The sequence below is a fragment of the Anaerovibrio lipolyticus DSM 3074 genome (assembly GCF_900141865.1).
GTDB lineage: Bacteria > Bacillota > Negativicutes > Selenomonadales > Selenomonadaceae > Anaerovibrio > Anaerovibrio lipolyticus.
Genome location: NZ_FQYW01000006.1, coordinates 152,922 through 173,528 on the forward strand (window position 1 = coordinate 152,922; position 20,607 = coordinate 173,528).

The 20,607-nt window shown below is 44.9% G+C and carries 20 protein-coding genes and 1 pseudogene; 2 read left to right on the top strand and 19 right to left on the bottom strand.

The genetic code is table 11. From position 1 onward, the window contains the following. Positions 1-124 precede the first annotated feature (124 nt). The 9 genes from glmS to tsaE all read right to left on the bottom strand — a co-directional run bounded on the left by glmS (position 125) and on the right by tsaE (position 9,253). The gene (gene glmS, locus B6K08_RS03895; protein ID WP_080325425.1) at positions 125-1,954 is read right to left on the bottom strand and encodes a glutamine--fructose-6-phosphate transaminase (isomerizing); all 1,830 of its coding nucleotides are present in this window, start codon (positions 1,952-1,954) and stop codon (positions 125-127) included. A gap of 365 nt (positions 1,955-2,319) precedes the next feature. Further along, the gene (gene groL / locus B6K08_RS03900) at positions 2,320-3,954 is read right to left on the bottom strand and encodes a chaperonin GroEL (protein WP_080325426.1); all 1,635 of its coding nucleotides are present in this window, start codon (positions 3,952-3,954) and stop codon (positions 2,320-2,322) included. A 64-nt stretch (positions 3,955-4,018) separates the two neighbouring features. Beyond that, positions 4,019-4,303 (bottom strand): co-chaperone GroES, encoded by a 285-nt coding sequence (gene groES / locus B6K08_RS03905; protein ID WP_027397220.1) that lies wholly within the window; start codon positions 4,301-4,303, stop codon positions 4,019-4,021. A 178-nt stretch (positions 4,304-4,481) separates the two neighbouring features. Further along, a complete protein-coding gene (locus B6K08_RS03910; protein ID WP_080325427.1) occupies positions 4,482-5,057 on the bottom strand; it encodes an ANTAR domain-containing response regulator in 576 nt (191 codons plus the stop codon). Between the two features lie 2 nt (positions 5,058-5,059). Then, positions 5,060-6,487: a histidine kinase N-terminal domain-containing protein gene (locus tag B6K08_RS03915; protein WP_080325428.1), complete on the bottom strand. Its 1,428-nt coding sequence runs from the start codon at positions 6,485-6,487 to the stop codon at positions 5,060-5,062. A 21-nt stretch (positions 6,488-6,508) separates the two neighbouring features. After that, positions 6,509-7,549 carry a tRNA (adenosine(37)-N6)-threonylcarbamoyltransferase complex transferase subunit TsaD gene (gene tsaD / locus B6K08_RS03920; RefSeq protein ID WP_080325452.1) on the bottom strand — a complete coding sequence of 347 codons (1,041 nt, stop codon included), beginning with the start codon at positions 7,547-7,549 and terminating at the stop codon, positions 6,509-6,511. A gap of 26 nt (positions 7,550-7,575) precedes the next feature. After that, positions 7,576-8,025, bottom strand: a complete 450-nt coding sequence (gene rimI / locus B6K08_RS03925; RefSeq protein ID WP_080325429.1) for a ribosomal protein S18-alanine N-acetyltransferase — start codon at positions 8,023-8,025, stop codon at positions 7,576-7,578. After that, positions 8,022-8,789 (bottom strand): tRNA (adenosine(37)-N6)-threonylcarbamoyltransferase complex dimerization subunit type 1 TsaB, encoded by a 768-nt coding sequence (gene tsaB / locus B6K08_RS03930; protein WP_080325430.1) that lies wholly within the window; start codon positions 8,787-8,789, stop codon positions 8,022-8,024. Before tsaB ends, rimI begins: the two co-directional genes overlap by 4 nt. After that, positions 8,777-9,253, bottom strand: coding sequence for a tRNA (adenosine(37)-N6)-threonylcarbamoyltransferase complex ATPase subunit type 1 TsaE (tsaE, locus tag B6K08_RS03935; RefSeq protein WP_080325431.1), 477 nt, complete (start codon positions 9,251-9,253; stop codon positions 8,777-8,779). The genes tsaB and tsaE overlap by 13 nt, the downstream gene beginning before the upstream one ends. 198 nt (positions 9,254-9,451) lie before the next feature. On the opposite strand from tsaE, the gene B6K08_RS03940 reads away from it, so the two are divergent. Both B6K08_RS03940 and B6K08_RS03945 read left to right on the top strand, forming a co-directional pair. Further along, the gene (locus B6K08_RS03940) at positions 9,452-10,450 is read left to right on the top strand and encodes a phosphatase domain-containing putative toxin (RefSeq protein ID WP_080325432.1); all 999 of its coding nucleotides are present in this window, start codon (positions 9,452-9,454) and stop codon (positions 10,448-10,450) included. Between the two features lie 114 nt (positions 10,451-10,564). Next, positions 10,565-11,113 carry an NADH peroxidase gene (locus tag B6K08_RS03945; protein WP_027397212.1) on the top strand — a complete coding sequence of 183 codons (549 nt, stop codon included), beginning with the start codon at positions 10,565-10,567 and terminating at the stop codon, positions 11,111-11,113. Between the two features lie 106 nt (positions 11,114-11,219). Here the strand turns inward: B6K08_RS03945 and recO are convergent, their stop codons facing one another. The 10 genes and pseudogenes from recO to B6K08_RS03990 all read right to left on the bottom strand — a co-directional run bounded on the left by recO (position 11,220) and on the right by B6K08_RS03990 (position 20,596). Continuing rightward, entirely contained in the window at positions 11,220-11,957 is a 738-nt protein-coding gene (gene recO, locus B6K08_RS03950; protein ID WP_080325433.1) for a DNA repair protein RecO, read from the bottom strand. Next, positions 11,957-12,850 carry a GTPase Era gene (gene era, locus B6K08_RS03955; protein ID WP_234985204.1) on the bottom strand — a complete coding sequence of 298 codons (894 nt, stop codon included), beginning with the start codon at positions 12,848-12,850 and terminating at the stop codon, positions 11,957-11,959. The genes recO and era overlap by 1 nt, the downstream gene beginning before the upstream one ends. 114 nt (positions 12,851-12,964) lie before the next feature. Next, positions 12,965-13,429: pseudogene (ybeY, locus tag B6K08_RS13940) on the bottom strand (rRNA maturation RNase YbeY); the annotation flags it as partial. Positions 13,430-13,444: 15 nt separating this feature from the next. After that, positions 13,445-14,368: a PhoH family protein gene (locus tag B6K08_RS03960; protein ID WP_080325453.1), complete on the bottom strand. Its 924-nt coding sequence runs from the start codon at positions 14,366-14,368 to the stop codon at positions 13,445-13,447. Between the two features lie 246 nt (positions 14,369-14,614). After that, positions 14,615-15,061 (bottom strand): hypothetical protein, encoded by a 447-nt coding sequence (locus B6K08_RS03965; RefSeq protein ID WP_080325435.1) that lies wholly within the window; start codon positions 15,059-15,061, stop codon positions 14,615-14,617. 12 nt (positions 15,062-15,073) lie between these two features. Continuing rightward, positions 15,074-15,694 (bottom strand): hypothetical protein, encoded by a 621-nt coding sequence (locus tag B6K08_RS03970; protein ID WP_080325436.1) that lies wholly within the window; start codon positions 15,692-15,694, stop codon positions 15,074-15,076. A 155-nt stretch (positions 15,695-15,849) separates the two neighbouring features. After that, entirely contained in the window at positions 15,850-16,188 is a 339-nt protein-coding gene (locus B6K08_RS03975) for a hypothetical protein (protein ID WP_080325437.1), read from the bottom strand. A 68-nt stretch (positions 16,189-16,256) separates the two neighbouring features. Then, a complete protein-coding gene (locus B6K08_RS03980; RefSeq protein WP_080325438.1) occupies positions 16,257-16,613 on the bottom strand; it encodes a hypothetical protein in 357 nt (118 codons plus the stop codon). Between the two features lie 160 nt (positions 16,614-16,773). Then, positions 16,774-19,788 carry a flagellin gene (locus tag B6K08_RS03985; RefSeq protein WP_080325439.1) on the bottom strand — a complete coding sequence of 1,005 codons (3,015 nt, stop codon included), beginning with the start codon at positions 19,786-19,788 and terminating at the stop codon, positions 16,774-16,776. A gap of 367 nt (positions 19,789-20,155) precedes the next feature. Beyond that, positions 20,156-20,596 carry a DUF4179 domain-containing protein gene (locus B6K08_RS03990; RefSeq protein WP_080325440.1) on the bottom strand — a complete coding sequence of 147 codons (441 nt, stop codon included), beginning with the start codon at positions 20,594-20,596 and terminating at the stop codon, positions 20,156-20,158. Positions 20,597-20,607 lie beyond the last annotated feature (11 nt).

Genomic DNA, 20,607 nt, shown 5'->3' on the forward strand with positions numbered 1-20,607 from the left:
TTATATATTTCAGCCTTTAGCCCCAGCCGGGGCAAAAGATATTGTTACTATACTAGTACAATCCATGCACCTTGTCAACAAAAAAAGGACTGTCCTTTCATGAAGGACAGTCCTCTATTCAACCTTATTCTACTGTTACAGATTTAGCCAAATTTCTTGGTTTATCAACATCTGCACCACGGGTAATTGCGGTGTAGTAGCTGAGGAGCTGGAGCGGCAGAACAGCCAAAAGCGGAATCAACAGCTCATCAGTGTTAGGCACGAAAATAACATGGTCAGCATACTTTGTCAGCTCAGTATCTCCCTCGGCAGCAATACCGATAACAACAGCATCACGTGCCTTAACCTCCTTGATATTGCTGAGGGTCTTCTCATAGACGCTCTTCTGGGTAGCCAGAGCCACTACAGGCACACCAGTGGTGATAAGAGCCAGAGTACCATGCTTCAGCTCACCTGCGGCATAGGCCTCGGCGTGAATATAGGAAATCTCCTTCAGCTTCAGGGAGCCCTCCAAAGCCACCTCATAGTCAAGGGCACGGCCAATAAAGAATACGTCGGTATTGAAGCCATACTTCTTGGCAAATACCTTAATAGGCTCCACATCCTCCAAAGTCTCACTGATCTGGGAAGGAATCTCCCGCAGCTTGCCCAGAAGCTCCTTCATGCGACGAGGAGCAACAGTGCCACGGAGGCCTGCCATATAAGCCCCCAGCAGGAACATAACGATGAGCTGGGTAGTATAAGCCTTGGTGGAAGCTACAGCAATCTCAGGGCCTGCCATGGTGTAAATAACCTGATCTGCCTCACGGGCAATGGAAGAACCGACAACGTTGGTTACAGCCAAGGTCTTGGCACCAAGACGCTTGGCCTCCTTCATGGCAGCCATGGTGTCACTGGTCTCACCGGACTGACTTACCACAATACAGAGAGTGTTATCATCAATAATAGGCTGACGATAACGGAACTCAGAAGCAATATCCACCTCTACCGGGATACGGGCCAAACGCTCAATATAATACTTACCTACAAGACCTGCATGATATGCAGTACCACAGGCAACAATGAAAATCTTGGAGAAGGAATTTACATATTCCTCAGTCCAGCTGAGCTCCTCAAGAACTACAGCAGAATTGTCCTTGGCAATACGGGAAGCCAAGGTGTCGCGAACTGCCTTAGGCTGCTCGTGAATCTCCTTCAGCATGAAATGCTCATAGCCGCCCTTTTCAGCTGCCTCAGCATTCCAGTTAACCTCAAATACCTTCTTGGTAATAGGCTCGCCCAAGCTATTGGTAATCCATACGGAATCCTTCTTTACAACAGCAACCTCACCATCATTTACAATATAGGTGCGACGGGTACGGGAAATAATAGCAGGAATATCGGAAGCGATGAAATTCTCATCATCCCCCAGACCAATTACCATAGGGTTGTCCTGCTTGGTGCAAATCAGCTTATCAGGGTCATTCTTGCTCATGAATACGATGGCATAGGAACCCTCAATGCGCTTAATAACCTCACGAACGGATGCCTCGAAATCGCCGTTATAAACTTCTTCCAAAAGATGGGGCAAAACCTCAGTATCCGTGTCAGACAGGAACTTATGGCCCTTTGCAATCAAATCCTCTTTAAGAGTCATGTAGTTCTCGATAATACCGTTATGTACTACCGCAAAATCACCATGACAGTCAGTATGTGGATGAGAGTTATTGTCGGATGGACGACCATGGGTTGCCCAACGGGTATGACCGATACCGATATTACCCTCAGGAACATTGCTCTCAATCTTTTCCTCCAAAGCAGCCAGACGGCCTACGGACTTCTCTACGCGAATCTTCTCCCCGTTGAGAACTGCAATACCAGCAGAGTCATAGCCACGATACTCCAGCTTGGTAAGTCCCTCAATAAGGAATGGGGTAGCCTGCTTGCTACCAATGTAACCAACGATACCACACATAATAAAAACCTCCAATATAAAACTGGAAGTCCCATGTCCTGCCCAAATGCCGCTCTGTCCTGTCAGTCACCCAACAGTTTTAACAGCATTCTAACGACCGGCAAGCCGAGAGGCATCCGCTGATAAATCGACAACCTCTTCCTCGTCACCTTGCTTTATTCCAAAGCAAGGCCATGCGCTAGAACAATAAGTTCTTTCATTAATATGAACATAAGGACTTCAAAAATAATATTACCGTGATTTTGACCCCAAAGCCAAAATCACGGTACGTATTATAGACTATTAAAATATCTAAGTCAAGTATTATATACACATAGGAGAATACAGAGCGCGAGCGTTCACCGTATGGATACCATCCGACTTTTTTACATCATACCTGGCATGCCGCCCATTGCACCTGCACCAGCCATAGGATTTGCACCACCCTCTGGAGCTGGCTTATCAGCAACCAAGGTCTCAGTGGTGAGAACCATAGCAGCGATGGAAGCAGCATTCTGCAGAGCAGAACGGGTAACCTTTGCAGGGTCAACAATACCATTGGCAATCATATCAACATACTCGCCCTTGTAAGCATCGAAGCCAACACCTACAGCACTGTTCTTAACCTCAGCAACTACTACAGAACCCTCAAGACCTGCATTGTTTGCAATCTGGCGAACTGGCTCCTCAACTGCACGGCGTACAATGTTGATACCAGTCTTAACATCGCCCTCAGCCTCAAGAGCATCCAAAGCAGGGAGAATATCGATAAAGGTAGTACCACCACCAGCAACGATACCTTCTTCAACAGCTGCACGGGTAGCATGGAGAGCATCCTCAACGCGGAGCTTCTTATCCTTCATCTCTACCTCGGTAGCAGCACCGATTTCAATAACAGCTACACCGCCAGAGAGCTTAGCCAGACGCTCCTGGAGCTTCTCCTTATCGAAGTCGGAGGTAGTGTCTGCAATCTGCTTCTTAATCTGCTCGATACGAGAAGTGATTGCACTCTTTTCACCCATACCATCAACAATAGTAGTATTTTCCTTGGAGGAATGTACCTGACGGGCACGACCAAGATCCTCGATAGTTACGCTGTCCAGCTTGCGGCCCAGCTCCTCAGAAATCAGCTGACCACCGGTGAGGATTGCAATATCCTCCAGCATAGCCTTGCGACGATCACCAAAGCCAGGAGCCTTAACAGCCAGAGCCTTGAAGGTACCACGGAGCTTATTTACAACGATGGTAGCCAGAGCCTCACCATCCAAATCCTCAGCGATGATAACCAATTCCTTGCCCATCTTAACAACCTGCTCAAGAATTGGGAGTATATCGTTAACGGCGGAAATCTTCTTATCAGTAATGAGGATATAAGGATCGTTCATTACAGCTTCCATCTTATCAGTATCAGTAACCATGTAAGGGGAGATGTAGCCACGATCGAACTGCATACCCTCTACAACGGAAAGGCTGGTCTCCATACCCTTGGACTCCTCAACGGTGATAACACCTTCCTTACCAACCTTCTCCATAGCGTCAGCAATATACTGACCGATTTCCTCATCAGCAGAGGATACAGTTGCAACCTGTGCAATTGCCTTCTGGGACTCTACTGGCTTGGAAACCTTCTTAAGCTCAGCTACCAGAGTCTTAACTGCCTTTTCAATACCCTTCTTCAGAACCATAGGGTTAGCACCAGCAGCTACGTTACGCATACCCTCATGAATCATAGCCTGAGCCAGGAGAGTTGCAGTGGTAGTACCATCACCGGCAATATCGTTGGTCTTGGTAGCAACTTGGCGAACCAGCTGTGCACCCATATTCTCAAATGGATCATCCAGCTCAATGTCACGGGCAATGGTAACACCATCATTAGTAATGGTAGGTGCACCAAACTTCTTATCAAGAACTACGTTACGGCCCTTTGGACCAAGAGTAACCTTTACTGCGTTTGCCAATGCATCAACGCCCTTTTCCAGAGCACGACGAGCTTCTTCATCAAATAAAATCTGCTTTGCCATTTTAAATGCCTCCAATAATATATATTAGAAATAAGATAAACCGATAGTTTCAGGCTTATTGTGATTACTCGATTACGCCAAGAATATCGCTCTGGCGCATAATGAGATAATCCTTACCATCAATCTTAACCTCAGTGCCGGCATACTTGGAATAGAGAACGCTGTCCCCAGCCTTAACCTCCATAGCAATACGGTTGCCGTCCTTATCAATGCTGCCTGGGCCTGCTGCAATAACCTTGCCCTTCATAGGCTTTTCCTTTGCAGTGTCTGCAAGGATGATACCGCTGGCAGTTTTAGTTTCTGCCTCAGCAACTTCAATAACGACTCTGTCACCTAATGGTCTAATCATATTTATCTGCCTCCTAAAAGATAGTTTGTAAACTATTTTGTTAGCACTCCATATAGTTGAGTGCTAACTCCGAGTATTATGATAAATCTATTTGAGCAAAAAATCAAGTAAAAAGTCAAAAAAACAAAACTTCGTTCCCAAAATGGAAACGAAGTTTATATGTGCATATATTATTGAATTATTTGGTTGCTGCCCTGATAATGGCCTCGGCAACCTCTTTTATTGTCTTTCTTTTGGCCATACTGTATTTCTGAATACGATTAAAGGCTTCACTTTCACTTATGTTGTGGGCATCCATAAGAATTCCCTTGGCTCTGTCCAGCAGCTTTCGCATTTCCAGAGTATCCTTTACCTTGAAAAGCTCATCCTCCAGGCCCTGCAAATCCTGATATCTGGACATGGCCACCTCGATGGCAGGGAAAAGATTTGCCTCCTGCACCGGCTTTACCAGATAAGCCTGCACCCCAGCATCACTGGCCCGCTTTACAAATTCCGGCTGACTAAAGGCTGTCAGCAGCACCACTGGAGCAATTTTTTCCTTGCTGACGATTTTGGCCGCCTCAATGCCATCCATTTCCGGCATTTTCACATCAAATATACAAAGGTCTGGCTTTAGCTTCTTGGCCAGCTCCACAGCCTTGCGGCCATTTGGAGCCTCACCCACCACTTCATGGCCGGCTTCTTCCAGCAACTCCTTCATATCCATACGGATTAAGGCTTCATCATCGGCAATAAGGATTTTCAAGGGATTCATACTTACTCTCCTCCCACATTACTTACTGGTATACGCAAAATACAACGGGTGCCTTGATCGTTCTTCATTTCAAAGCTGCCACCTATATCATCCTGCACCAAAGTCTTTATTATTTGCAGTCCCAAAGATTTGGACTTGCTAATATCGAAATCATCAGGCAAGCCTACGCCATCATCATACAGCTCTATCAGATAACCATCTTCCTCAATGGCAGTCCTGAGACCAATCATACCATGACTGCGACCTTCAAAGCCATGCTCTATGGCATTTAATATCAGCTCGTTTATTATTACTGCCAAATTACTGGCATTCTGAGATGGCAGCACCACCTCCGGGCCTTCTATTTTGCTGGTAAGAACAAAATCCTTGTCCACCATATTAGGTGCCACCCGTTCAATTATCCCCTTGGTAACTTCATTTACATTAATTTCTTCTCTATCATGCTGGGACAAAAATTCATGGGCCACAGCCATACTCAAAATTCGGTTGGTACTTTCCTGCAAGGCCGCCTTAACCTCCGGGGACTTGGACCGCCGCCCCTGAAGTCTTAAAAGACTGGCAATAGTCTGAAGGTTATTCTTTACCCTATGATGAATCTCCTGGATTACCGCGGTTTTTATCTTAATCTCCCGCTCTTTTTTGCGAACCTCCGTAACATCGGAAAGCAGCAAAATACGCCGCTGCAATATCCCCGCTTCCTCCAGCTTAATATCCCGCTGAAGCAGTATCATGTCCCCTATCTGGATTTCCTTTTCAAAGGGACGGCTGCTGTCAAAGGTTTCCCGATGAAGCATGGCACTAATCTCCCGATCCGGAAGTCTTGCCCCCAAAAGATGATTTATACCCAAAGCCCGATATATTCTCTTGGCGGAAAGATTTACGTATGTAATGCGATTTTTATTATCCGCAATAACCACGCCGGTTCCAGCGAAAATAGGACTAAACATTTCCATATCAATATTCCGCTTGGAATACTGCATAAGAAGCTCCACTGTATCCAGAGTCTGGTAATAATTACTGCCAGAGGCATACTCCTTGCTGGTTTCAAGGGTAATAACGCCAATAACATCGTTGCCTTCTTTGATAGGATAGGCATACATATCAAGGGTCATGCCCAAACGCCACTCTCTACGGCCATGAATGGATTTTTCCTTCTCAAATACATAGGCCACCAATGGCTCCATCTGGGCCTGCACCGTGCTTCCCACCTTTGGTAGCTCCACCTGACTGTAAAAGGTATGGGGCTTATGATGCTTCATAATCATGTAAACATCAGGATTCTTGGTTTTCACATACAAAAGAAGATGGGCATGGGCAAAATCCGCTATAAAGCCAAAGCAGCCGCTCATGCGCCGTATCAGCTCTATCTGCACCGCAGTAAGATTCGTATTTTGTCTATATATTGAAGTATCACTTTCATTGTGGCTCATAAGAAAGAACTCCTCGTTTTTTTACAAATCCTGTAACGCCAGCCCCGGCACCGCATTCAAATATAAGTCTGAGTAATTACCCGCCAAGGACTGATAGTATCCCCGGCAGCCTATCATGGCAGCATTATCAGTGCAAAGGATTTTATCCGGGAAATAGAATTTAATGTTATTCTTGGCTGTTACCTCACGAAGACGGCTCTCCAAAGAGCTGTTTGCCGCCACACCACCGGCCAATACCAAGGTGTCACAGCCCGTTTCTTTCACTGCATCCAGTGCCTTGGCCAATAACACCTCTATAACAGTATGCTGGAATGAGGCCGCCACATCAGCCTTGTTCACTTCAATTCCCTTCAGCTTCATGCTATTAAGGTAGTTAAGTACCGCAGACTTCAAACCGCTGAAGCTGAACTCATAGTTGCCCTTTTCCTGCAATGCCCTAGGAAAATCAATGGCCATAGGATTTCCCTCCTGGGCCAGCTTATCTATCTGAGGACCACCCGGATATGGCAATCCCATAACCCTTGCCACCTTATCAAAGGCCTCTCCTGCTGCATCATCCCTCGTCTGCCCCATAAGGCTGAAGGAATTATAATCCTTTACATGAACCAAAGAGGTATGGCCACCGGAAACAACCAATGCCATAAATGGCGGTTTTAAATCAGGAGCACTGAGGAAATTGGCAAAAATGTGCCCCTCCAGATGATTAACCCCTATAAGTGGTACCCCCAAGGTAAAAGCCAGCGCCTTTGCCGCAGATACACCTACCAATAAGGCTCCCACCAAGCCCGGGCCGTAGGTTACAGCCACCTGATCAATATCCTTCAGAGTCACCCCGGCCTTTTCCAAAGCCTCATCAATAACTGGCATCACATTGACAATATGCTTGCGGGAGGCGATTTCCGGCACCACCCCGCCGAATTTTCTATGTATTGGAATCTGGGTTGCTATGATATTGGAAAGCACAGTCCTGCCCCCCACCAGCACAGCCGCCGAGGTCTCATCACAGCTGGACTCTATTGCCAGTGTAACAATCTTTTCTTTATCCTTATTAACCTTATCCATATTTTTCTCCATATCAATAACCAGCCTTAAATATGGGTATTCCACATTATTTCGGCATCCTCCACAGGACTGGTATAATATTTCGGTCTCTGGCCTACACTTTTAAAGCCCAGGCCTTCATATAATTTAATCGCAGGAGTATTGGAAACCCTTGCCTCTAATGTCATAGCCGTAACCCCACGGGCCTTGACCTCCTCAATTAATTTAAGAAGCATCCGGCGCCCTATTCCCTGACGACGATAGTCTGGAGCTATGGCCACGTTGGTAATACTGCCTTCATAAGCCAAAATCCAACATCCTACATAACCTATTACCTTGTTATCGTCTTCCTCATCAATGGCAAGAAGGTAATAGGTATCACTGCTGGAGGCATCACGCCAAAAGGATTCACGGGACCATGGCGTAGCAAAGCACTGCTTTTCCACCTCAGCCACTGCATCAGCATCCTCAGGCACCATTTTACGAAAGCTAATCATTTTATGCTCCCCTTACCTTCCCCTCCGGGGAAGGTGTCAGCCGACTGGCTGACGGATGAGGTCAGCTTTGACTGACGCTTTTCCCAAAGTACTTCAGCCTCGGACTTCCTTATATAAATAGGCTCCATGTCCATCACTGAACCAACCTGGCCCGCTGCCAGCTTTTTTAATCCCGCCATGGCAATATTAGCTGCCCTTGGCATCATTGTATGCTTCGGTGGAATGATGAGATTTTCCGGAAGATTATCCAGCTTGGTCATCTTTTTGGAAACCATATCTCCCACAGCCACCACAGGCCCATCAAGCTCACTGCAAATTTTAATGGCGTCCTCCAAGGCCACCACCTCAATAGACTTTACCTCATCAAAGTCACTGCCATTCCACTTGTAATGGGCAGTGTAAACATTTCCCTTTTGGGCATCTATAAAGCCTGCCACCCTTATTCCAGGAACAGGATAATGCCAGGCAAGCCCCTCCATGGTTGGAATCCCAATAATTGGAATATTAAGGCCATAGGCTATAGCCTTAGCCGCAGCCAATCCAATACGAAGTCCCGTAAAGGAACCTGGGCCAATACTTACGGCCACAGCCTCCAAATCCTCTTTCTTGGTTCCTGCCATATTGAGAACCTGCTCCACATGTGGAAGCAAAGTCTCAGAATGTGTCAGTTTATTTTCTACGATTAATTCAGCCAGTAATTTTTTATTATCTGCAACTGCCACGCTGGAAACCATGGTAGCAGTATCCATTGCTAAAATTGGCACAGCCCTTCCACCTCCTGGAAAATATCTTTATAAACGTCCCCTCTGATATCAAAAATCAGGCGACGCTCATTTTCCTCTGCCTCTGTTCTCTCAATAGTGAGCAGTATAAAATCATCAGGCAGACAATCGGCAAACTTATCTGCCCATTCAATAACCACAATCCCCTCTGGATCATCTACATAGTCGTAAAAGCCAATATCCTCCAGCTCATATTCCTGCTCCAGACGATACAAATCAAAATGATATAGGGGTAGCCTTCCTTCGTAAACATTCATTATATTAAATGTAGGAGAGGTAACATCCTCATCTATCTCCAAGCCCTTGGCCAAATTCTGCACAAACAGTGTCTTGCCGGCTCCCAAATCACCATATAGACAAATTACTGTCCCGGCGGAAAAAAGCCTGCCGATTTTCTCCCCTATGGCCGCCGTTTCCTCCGGGGATTTTGTAATTATTTCAAACATTGTTTTCTCCTAGAAATTCCATGCTCTGTACGCATATTACAAAATAATACTAACATGCAATTTTATCATATTTACCATACAACTACAAATTATATCCCTCGTATACTGAAGGGGCAGCAGGATTTTTTCTGCCCATGTAGAATGTACCTAGGTACAAAACCGAATGAAGCTTCAAAACGATAGGAGGTTGCATAATTTATGCTAATGAAAAAAAATCGAATAAAGAAATCCGCTTGCAGTGTATTTGCTGTGATCTGTTCTCTTCTTATTATGCTGATGGCAACAGCCCAGGCTGCCGAAAAGCCAAAGGCACCTGTTTGGCGATTGGATGCTAAGTCAGGGGCCGTATTCCCCCGCAGCTTGCGTTTTATGAAGGATGAATTTCCGCAAGATTATAATTCGTTCCCCTCCCGTCAGGGAATGGATACCTTGAGATGCTCTGCCAGTGCTGAATTTTCCGGTTCAGGTCTCTCTATGATTAGGGACAAAATAAACAACCTTGCAGGGGAAGATGCGATCATCTATGTGGTGGATCTGCGTAAAGAATCCCATGGCTTTGTCAACGGCGGCATTCCCGTAAGTTATTACATAAAAAATAATTTGGGCAACCGTAATCTTAATTCAGCTGAAGTACCACAGGCTGAGGAAAAAGATTTGCAATCCATTGTGGGCCAGGAGATAACCTTTGTTCCTTTGGGCAAAACCGATACAAAGCTGTTTACTGCCTGCGACATAAAAGTGGTGCAAGTTGAAACAGAGGAAGCTCTCGCTGCACGGCTGGGACTACACTACAAACGCATTCCTATTCCGGACCAGTGCGCACCTACCGATGAAGATATCGATGATTTCATGACATTCTACAAAAATCTGCCTTCCAAATCCTGGCTGCATTTTCATTGCCATGCAGGACATGGACGCACCACAACCTTCATGGTGTTCTATGACATTTTGTGCAATCCGGATGTAGCTTTGGAGGATATTGTGGCCCGCCAGCATGCTCTTGGTGGAACTGATTTGTTTGCTCCAGGTAAAAAGAATAATTGGAAGGGCCAGGAAATTAGTAAACGCGCCCAGCAAATACGCAACTTTTATGCATATGTACAGGCCAACCGCGGTGACAAATTTGCACAATCTTACTCCCAATGGATGAAGGCCCAAAATAGCAGAGAAGATAACGCTCAAAAAAGTAAGTCCTAAAAATAGCAAATACGATTCGTGAAAAATGTCAAATTATTCTTTATTTTTGCACCATTTTCGATATAATTATATGTAAGAAGCTGAGTGTGTGTACTATTATTAAGGAGGTACAGTATGGCTAAATATGTATGCAGCGTTTGTGGTTACGTTCACGAGGGAGATGCTCCACCAGATGAGTGCCCTATCTGCCATGTTGGTTCTGAAAAGTTCAACAAAATGGAAGAAGGCGGTCAGCAGTTAGCTGATGAGCACAAGCTGGGTGTAGCTCAGGGTGTTGACTCCGAAATTGTTGAAGGGCTGAAGCAGAACTTCAACGGCGAATGCACCGAGGTTGGTATGTATCTGGCAATGTCCCGTGTAGCTGACCGTGAAGGCTATCCTGAAGTAGCAGAGGCCTTCAAGCGTTATGCTTGGGAAGAGGCTGAGCATGCAGCAAAATTTGCAGAGCTGCTGGGTGAGGTGTTAACCGACAGCACAGAGAAAAATCTGAAGATGCGTGTTGATGCTGAGTTTGGTGCCTGCGAGGGCAAGAAAAAGCTGGCAGTTCATGCCAAGAAGCTGAATCTGGACGCTATCCACGATACCGTGCATGAAATGTGCAAGGATGAGGCGCGCCACTGCAAGGGCTTTGAAGGTCTGCTAAAGAGATACTTCGGAAAATAATTAAAAGAAAAAAGGGATGTCCCAAATGTGATATTTGGGTTCATCCCTCTTTTTTTCAAAAATAGTCTTCCCCTCTGGGGGAGATGCCCGAAGAGCGTAGGAGGTATCACAGCTGCTGGATAAATTTCAAGGATTTCATAGGCTTGCCAAACATGCTGTATAAATACCCCAATAACAGGGATTCAGCCTGGACCATAATACTGCCGCTAACCTTAAAGGCTGGCTTTTCCAGCCAATTTAGCTTTAAAAGCTGGCCAATAAATACCCGCATAGCTTCAGGGTATTCCATAATATCCTTATCATCTGGCTGCACCATTTCCGGAAGCAATGCTCCCCCCTCCTGGATGGAAAAAAAGGCATCCCCCTCAATATTCTGGCCGCTTCTGACACATCTTTCATAGGAAAGCTGCATACCGGAAAATTCCAGAATCTGAAAAGCCGCTGCCAGGGCCGCAATTCTTGGATTGCGACTGCCAAAGGCGTCAAAGACCTCCAACAGCTTATCGTACATATCACTCTGAGGAAAGCCCTCCACCGCCAAATTTGTGGCCAGTTCCGCCACAAAGGCACCATAGGCCATGGCTGAAAAGTCCGTACTCATGGTGCGGTTGGCATGCTTTAAGGAAGCCTGGCGAACGGTATCCAGACGATTGCCCTTGGTAAGCTGGATATCCACCTCATTGAACATCTGCAAGGCTCCCGCCAAAGGGCTTTTAGGGCGACGACAGCCAAAGGCCGTTGCCGTTATTTTCCCATGCTCACGGGAAAGCAGGGTAATTATTTTATCTGCTTCGCCCCAGTTCTTTACCCCCAGCACCAGGGCATCAGTCTGATACTGTCCCATTATTCAAAACCGAATCCTTTAAGGATATTGTCGCGGTTACGCCAATCCTTCTTTACCTTAACCCAAAGGTCAAGGAACACCTTACCTCCCAGGAGCATTTGAACATCCTGGCGGGCCTGGGCACCGATTTCCTTCAGCATGGCACCCTTCTTGCCAATTATGATACCCTTTTGGGAATCACGCTCCACATAAATGGTTACCCGAACATAGTTGTCCCCATTATCACGAATCTTCATTTCATCCACATCAACAGCAATGGAATGAGGTACCTCATCACGGGTGAGATGCAGTACCTTTTCACGAACCATTTCCGCAATAATCAAACGCTCCGGCTGGTCCGTAACCATATCCTCCGGATAATACTGAGGTCCCTTTGGAAGGTACTTCTTTACCTCATCCAATAAGCCCTCCAGATTGTTTTCCTCCAGAGCTGAAATAGGAACGGTAGCCGCAAAATCGTACTTACCGTTATAATTGGTGATAATCGGCAGCAATGCTTCCTTATCCTCCAGCAAGTCCACCTTATTAATAGCCAACACAACAGGCTTTTTAGTGGCTTTGAGGCGCTCAAGAATATAATGCTCACCAGGACCAAACTTCTCGTTGGCATCCACCACGAAAATAATGGCGTCAACCTCCTGCAAAGTACCTTCAGCAGCCTTTACCATGTATTCTCCCAGCTTATCAATAGGCTTATGAATACCAGGAGTATCCAAAAATACCAGCTGGGCATCTGGCTTGGTCAGCACACACATAATTCTGTTGCGGGTAGTCTGAGGCTTATCGGACATAATGGCGATTTTCTGACCGATAAGGCTGTTTATCAGAGTGGACTTACCCACATTTGGACGGCCGATTACTGCCACAAAGCCGGATTTATAATTCTTTGGCAATTTCTTGGGCTCATTTTTAGGAATAGAGTTTATGTCGATTTCTACCCCCTTGCCCTTTACAACATCAGGGACCTGAGCCAATGGCAGCTGCATATCCTTATCATCACCGTCATCACGGCTGATCCCCAGCTTTCCCATTACATAACGCTGTTCTTCTTCCATTTCCAGTCGCTCTTCCTCATCCATGTGGTCATACCCCATAAGGTGAAGCATGCCGTGAACGGTGAGGAAGGAAAGCTCTCTTTTAAGGCTGTGTCCATATTCCTTGGCCTGCTCCTGAGCCTTCTCCACGGAAATAATAATATCTCCCAAAATCTCAGTCTCCAGCCCCCCCTCAATTTCAGGCTCATCCTCCTGACTGTCTGCAAAAGCAAAGGACAGTACATCAGTAGGACGGTCCAGACCACGATATTTATTATTAAGCTCATGGATATATTCATTGTTGGTGAGAGTAATGCTTACCTCCCCATTTTCCACTCCATAAAGAGGCCCGGTAACCTCGGCGGCATTGCGCACAATTTCCTCGATTTCCGGCTCCAGCTTTAAATCTTCAGGCTCACGGCTGATAATAACATCCATTGGCAAATTCTCCTATTAATCTTCTTTGCGGGAAGCCTCATAACGGTCATAGGCCTCCACTATTCTTGATACCACGTCATGTCTGATTACATCCATGGCTTCCATACGTACTATTTCAATGCCCTTTACCTTTTCAAGGACCTTTGTTGCTTCTATCAAGCCTGAGGTAACTCCCCTTGGCAAATCAATCTGCCCTGGGTCACCGGTTACCACCATTTTGGAGCCAAAGCCCAGACGGGTCAAAAACATTTTCATCTGCTTGGCAGTGGTGTTCTGTGCCTCATCGAGAATAACATAGGCATTTTCCAGAGTGCGGCCACGCATATAGGCCAAGGGAGCAATCTCAATAACCCCTTTGGTCATCAGCTTCTGATATGTGTCCTGTCCCAATATATCCTGCAAGGCATCGTAAAGAGGACGAAGATATGGATCAACCTTTTCCTGCAAATCTCCTGGCAAAAAGCCCAGCTTTTCTCCAGCCTCCACCGCCGGGCGGGTAAGAATCAGCTTTTCCACCTCACGATTGCGAAGGGCGGCACAGGCCAAAACCACCGCCAGATATGTTTTGCCCGTTCCCGCAGGCCCCACACCGAAGGTAATGGAATTCCTTTTAATAGCGTCCACATAAACACGCTGGCCCAAAGTCTTAGGGCGTACATGACGGCCACGGGAGGTTACCAAAATGGTATCCCCAAATAAGCTGTGAAGGGCCTCGCCCTTGCCACCCTTTACCAAGCCTATACTATATCTTACTTCGTGCATGGTGATGGCATTGCCCTGTCTGTACAGGTACTGCAGCTCCCGCATAATCTTTGCCGCTGGCTCCACCTGTGAGGCCTCACCGCTGATTTCAAGCACCTCTCCACGGCTAATGAACCGCGCGTCAAAATTCTCCATCAATACACGAACATACTCGTCTCTTTCTCCCAGCAAAGCCATTGCTTCGCTTCTATCGGCAAATTCAATAATTTCTTCTGCTATATTCTGCAACTATTCACCGTAGTCTAATCTGCCAACTACGGTGTTTTCACCTCGCTTATAAAATGCTTCAAATACTCAGTCATATTATTTTACCGCAACTGGTATCCTAACACAATGGTATTTTATTTGAGTAACAAAAAATAAAATCCCCCAAAGGCTTCAAACCCCTCGGAGGATATTTTTGTTGTCTGAAACTAACATAATTTAGTCGCGAAGCTTGCATTGTATCTTTACAATATTGCCACCCACTACCTTAAATTCCAGCTTTTTAAAATAATCAGTACTATAATAGGTATATTCCGTATCATTATAATCCCTGTCAATTTTATCCGGAGCCCCATAGGTAGCAGTAATCGATGACTCTGGCATACCCACAGCCAATCCCCCCGGGGTGGCATTGCCGGCAGCAGTGGTCTCTATTTCCTCTACCATGTTCGGATTGTAATCCGAACGCTCAATAACGATCCCGTTGGTGAAGTAAATCTTATCCCCGGCGTACTGAGGATTACCAAGTTTAGCTGTAGCATCAGCTACAGAAGAACCAGGAGCCACACCAGAAATCGCTATTCCCTCAGGAGAAATCATGGCACAACAAACTGCTGAAGCTGCCATGGTAAGACCGGCCACCAATGCTATCATTTTCTTTTTCATACAACCCCCACCTTATTGCAACATACCACACACTATCTTTTCTACATGATTTGATTCTATCTCAAAATTCAGTCCTACTGACGGATTATTGGCAGAATGATATATAATGTGGTCACCTACTACGGCATTAGGCTGCCCATAAGCCGCTACCACATCATCTACAGACGAACCAACCTTTATGCCTTTTGGAGTACCAAGAGCATTTAAATCGTCTACTTTAATTCGCTGAACTATTCCATTTGCCACATACAAATCAAATACATTTTTATATTCGTATTTCATCATTCCATCATCTCGGTCAATTTCGTTTGGTTCACCATGTCGTTGACGTACCGCATCAATTGACGCCCCATAGGAAATCTGTCCTAAGACCAACTGGTCATCCGTTAAGGTTGCCGCTGCCGAAGGCTGAATCTGCACGCCCCCCGCTGCTGCTACCTGAGTCTGAGTTGCCGCCGGTATGGTTGTATTACCAGCCGGTGGAACTGTTCCTGCTGGCTGTTGGGTAGTAGCCGGCGGAACTATAGGAGCCGTATTGGCCACATATAGTGAATGGATATAGAAATAGGCCACTGTACCACCAATTCCTAAAAACAAAGCTACCACAACTGCCAAAATTGTTTTTTTGCTCATCAAGCTATCCTCCTTTAGCTTTAATCCTCTAAAGGCAATCTCCTTATGAAATAATAATCGGCTGTTTTGTCCTCATTTCTTAACATGTATTCGTGCTCAATGTAGCTAATTCCTTTTTTCAATCAATTAGTTTTTCTGTTTTTACAACGGCCATATTAACCTTTGTAATTCTTTATGGCATTTATAACATCCCTATGATACAGTATCTTGCCAGTGTCCGCAGCCGTGTAGATATTGCAATCAGACCAGGTATCAGCACCCCAGTTAATCTGCGCTTTAATTCCCAGCTTTTCCAAGAGTGCTTTCGCCATAGCTTTATCATCTATGGTAATCTCCTGATTCACCGGAGGGGCAAAAAGACTGGGATAATCTTTCTGAAAAGCATAGTTGTCTCTTAAAGCGTGGAATAATTCAAATGACTCATAGCTAGCGCCGCCCACAACAGCTTCAAGCTGGCTATTGTTTAATTTGTTCATCGCTATATTCTTCATCATTTTCAACATCTCCTTTATTTCACATCAACCAGTCATCTCATCTTTCTGTACCTGTTCAGTAATTTTAATCACCAATCCCAATCTTTGCGTTCCAAGTGCTTGCCCACTAATTTTTCCGCATAATCCCAAGCCTCGTCCCTCGTGAGTAGTTTGCCGTTCAGCCAGTATTCATTATGATCAACGGCGTAAGGAACCATCTCAATGCCAAGCACCCTCCAAGAATTTTCAATATCTTCACATGGGCCATAACGTTTGCTGCTCCCCCAAAAAATTTTAAATTTACCGTAGCGATCACAACGATGATAATCGGTTCCCCTGAGCAAAACATTCAAAAATTTGCTATCATTGGATGTTTCATAGTCGCATCCTCCGGCTACCTGCTTAAGTTCATCATTGCTGAGTTTGTTTAATTTATCCATTTTCATAAAATCACCCTTTCGTTTCCTTCGCCCGAAAGCGTTTTATTTCTTCTTTCTATTCTTTATATGTCTGAAATCGAAAAGTGTTAATGATTTTGGAAAAAATATCGGATGCACCATAAAAGAACTGCCGCAAAATATGTGACAGTTCCCAGAATAATATTTTTCATTGTAATAAACTCAGCACCATAGAGCTGTTCTTGTTGGACTGGCTGAGCATTGCCTGACCGGATTGAGCCAATATCTGGGCCGTTGCCAGACTCATGGCACTTTTAGCCATATCTGTATCGCGAATGGTACTTTCACTGGATTGGGTATTTTCCTCCTGAGTAATAATATTGTTATCCGTCATTTCCAAACGGCTAATCTGAGCCCCCACTAAAGTATTTGCCCCCGTCAGGTAATCAATAGCCATATCCAGATAACCTCTGGTAGTTTTCGTTACTGTTTGACCATTTTCTATTTTTGTACTAACAGTCCCCAAGAGAAGCTCCCGACTCTCCTTCGTCATTACATTATAATCTTCTATCCCCCCATACTCTTCTACATAATCAAACAGGTGATCCAGAGATGTCTGAGGAATTCTCACATGGATATTTTGGCTGGACCGGTCAGTATGATGAATCACCAAATCATTTACATAAATATCCTTATCGATTTTAATAACATCATCCATGGTTTGGTCAGCCAGTTTGGCCCCCTTTTCCCGTAAGGCAGGATACATCGTATTGTATGGATATGACAGAACATCAAATGGCCGTGTATCATAAATAGTTACAGTACCCTTTTCCACATTGCCAGCCACAGCCAACATATGGGGATGTCCATCTCGTATAGTTTGAATAGCCTGCCCTGCCTGGGTACGGACAGCTTCAACAAAGGACTCTAAATCCGTTACATGAGCAAGGTTAATAACATCCACCCTCACGTTCATAATATCTGCCCCCGATGAACCGCTCGCTGGACGAAATTCCTCTGCCTCATCACTGCCATCATAAAAATAGAAATTAACCCATTGCTCCGGACAAGTTGAACAATAAACCCGAAACCCCTTACCCACCAAATCATCTGGCAGCTTTGGATTTTTTTCATCAAAAACCTTTTTAAAATCTATAGTATATTGAGCCAGCTTACTTTCACTAATTTCCAGTGTCAAGTCGTTACCGCTTTCGCCAATATAACCAGCCTTTGCGATTAAAGCTTTAGTTCCTGCTCCACCATCGCTTCCATCGGAAAAATGCCTGCTGTCTTTCGATGTCATTAAATTTATAAAGGCATCTGCTATGCTAGTACCGCCTTCTACAGTCTGCCGCAGTATCTTCAAATCAACATCATATACTGTGCCATATTGTCCAGGCTTGTTTTGCTGAACTGCTTCCATGGAATTCGGTTCCGTTGTGTCAATGAATCCATAGTAGCTACCATTAGTAGATTTTAAGCATTTTCCTACCAAAGCATCCACAAATTCAGTTAATTTATCTTCGTCGGTGGTATCATAGGCTGTTAAATCCATGGTATAGCTTGCTTCCTTGCCAGGCAGCGTCTCGATTGGCCCTTTTGGTATACCACCAGATGAAAGAGAGACGGAACTGGTATCCAAAGCAGTAACTGTCTCATAATATTTGGGAGTACCATATTCTGCCGGGACTTCTGGTTCTGCCGGTATTGCCTCTTTCCCTGCAATCCCATCCTTTACAGTGATATAATAAGACCCGCCTTTACCTGTAGTCTCCAATGTCACCACTCCCCCGGACATTGTAAAAGTAACACCAATAGTGGAACCAGCTTTAGGGTCTCCAATCTCCACCCAAGACTTTAATTGAGTTTTAGATATGCTGGCATTTTTCCCCACTACCCAAACTCCTTCGTCATCCTGGTGCAAAGCAGCATTACCTTCCTCAATCTTTAGATAAGCTGTACCCCCGCAACCTGTTATGGTAATGCCGGTATCTGCTGTTACACCGGAAATATTCTTTGTCAAAACAGCCGAAGTGGCATCCTTGATTTTTTCATTCCACTCCTCTTTGTCAGTCACAATTTTTTCCAAATCTGTAGCAGGATCCCGTTCCTTATGCGTTATAGCTGGATGATATATAACTTCCTCTTTAGTTCCATAAATAGTCTCATTGGAAAATACATTGGTGCTATTCGCTGCCGTACGCCCATTATGGGCTGGTTTAGCTGGCACGCCTGGCTTAACAACAACAGGCTCTTCACTAGCTGACCTGCTGTAACCATCTATGTATTTTATATCATTGTACTGATTCGTTGTAGTAAATGTGATTTTAGAGTCCTCAACAGAAGCACTGGCTACCGGTGATTTTCCTGAAAGGGTGCTGGCAATTTTGGACGCAATCTCCTCTGTTGTACTTAACCCGCTAATATCAATCTGTATCGCATTTTTATAATTCTTACTGGTATCAGTTGTCAGCACGTAATTGTATCCGCCACAAGAAAAGCCTTTGCCATTTAAATCCCCCACCAAATAGCTGCTCAAATCCCATGTAAAGGTGGCAGGTGTAATCTCCTGTGGATCGTGCTGAATATACTCATTATTCACGCCACCAGCCAGATTTACGCTGGATTTATCTCCCAAAAGTGGCTCAATCGTAGACTCATGGGTGCCATAACGTGAAAATACATCAAATGGGCCAAAAATACCATCCAAATCATCATATACATCATCTATAAAATTATATTCTGATTCAGGAATCCTTATAGGCTTATCCAGCACCTTCCACGAGGACATTTTACCTGCCTTGGTATTGCCCACCAAAAGGAGCTTACCATTAAAGGTGGTTTCCCAGGCTATCTGCTGTATCTCATCATAGCTCTGGTTCAGCTCCTTCTGAATAGTAGCTCTGTCTATATCAGTATTGGTATCATTATGGGCATCAATAACCTTTTCCTTGATTTTTTTCATTATATCAAGCTGACTCTGAATAGCCCCCTCTGCTATTCGAAGCATTGACGAACCCTTCTGAACATTCTGGTCATCCTGGTCCAATGCTCTGATGCGTACTCTCATTTTCTCAGAAATAGCATACCCGGAAGCATCATCCCCCGCATTGCGTATCTTTTCCCCCAAAGATAGCTCACCAGCAGCCTTGGACTTCTTCTTTGTATTTTTATGTAACTCCCCCAAGATCATATTTGAGGAAATGTTATTTGCAATTACCATTTGCCTTCCCCCCAAGACTTACAACCTAAGCACAAAACTCAAATTATGTTAAGACTACTTTAGCAAATATACATTTAAAAGTGTTGTACTCTGAGTCCAATAGCCCAATAAAAAAAGAAGCCATTGCAACGCAACGACTCCTACATTCCATGGCAAATTTATAGTTCAACTGCAAATTTGACAATTATTATTTATTCCATCATTAGCTCCTGCACGAGATATTCATCACTCATGCAGTGCATATCAGATTTCGATATAATTATACTATTTTATCATGCTCACTATCAACAATGACTCGCAGGAATTTTAATATTTAGTAATAACAAAAAGGAGCCGTAAATACAGCCCCTTTCATAATCATTCTTTTTTACCGCTGGAGCGATATTATTCCTGTTCTTGGGGAATACGAGCCTGCCACCCAGCTTGCCCAAACATAGTTCCCATCCTCTGTTGTTATAGGCGAACCATAAATTGCTGAAAGCGTAGACACTATAGAACCAGATATAGATGTAGTATCTGTATCCCCTGCCTCTGGTTTAATCTGTAGCTGCATGACACGACCGCCTGATAAAACCTCAACGAATTCCAGACCACCATAATTTCCACGAACTACCTGCGGTGGTACGCCGTATCCCATAGGAGGCAGGGCCTGTGCATAGCTTGGCAGGCTTCCTACTCTCTGTCCCACTGCCGGCAATGAATTAATTATCTCAGAATACGCCGCAGCTGACGGTGATGCCAACGCAATTCCGCATTGAATGACAAACATACATAACACTGCTGATAAAACTTTGATTACTCTTTTCATACGTTTTCCTC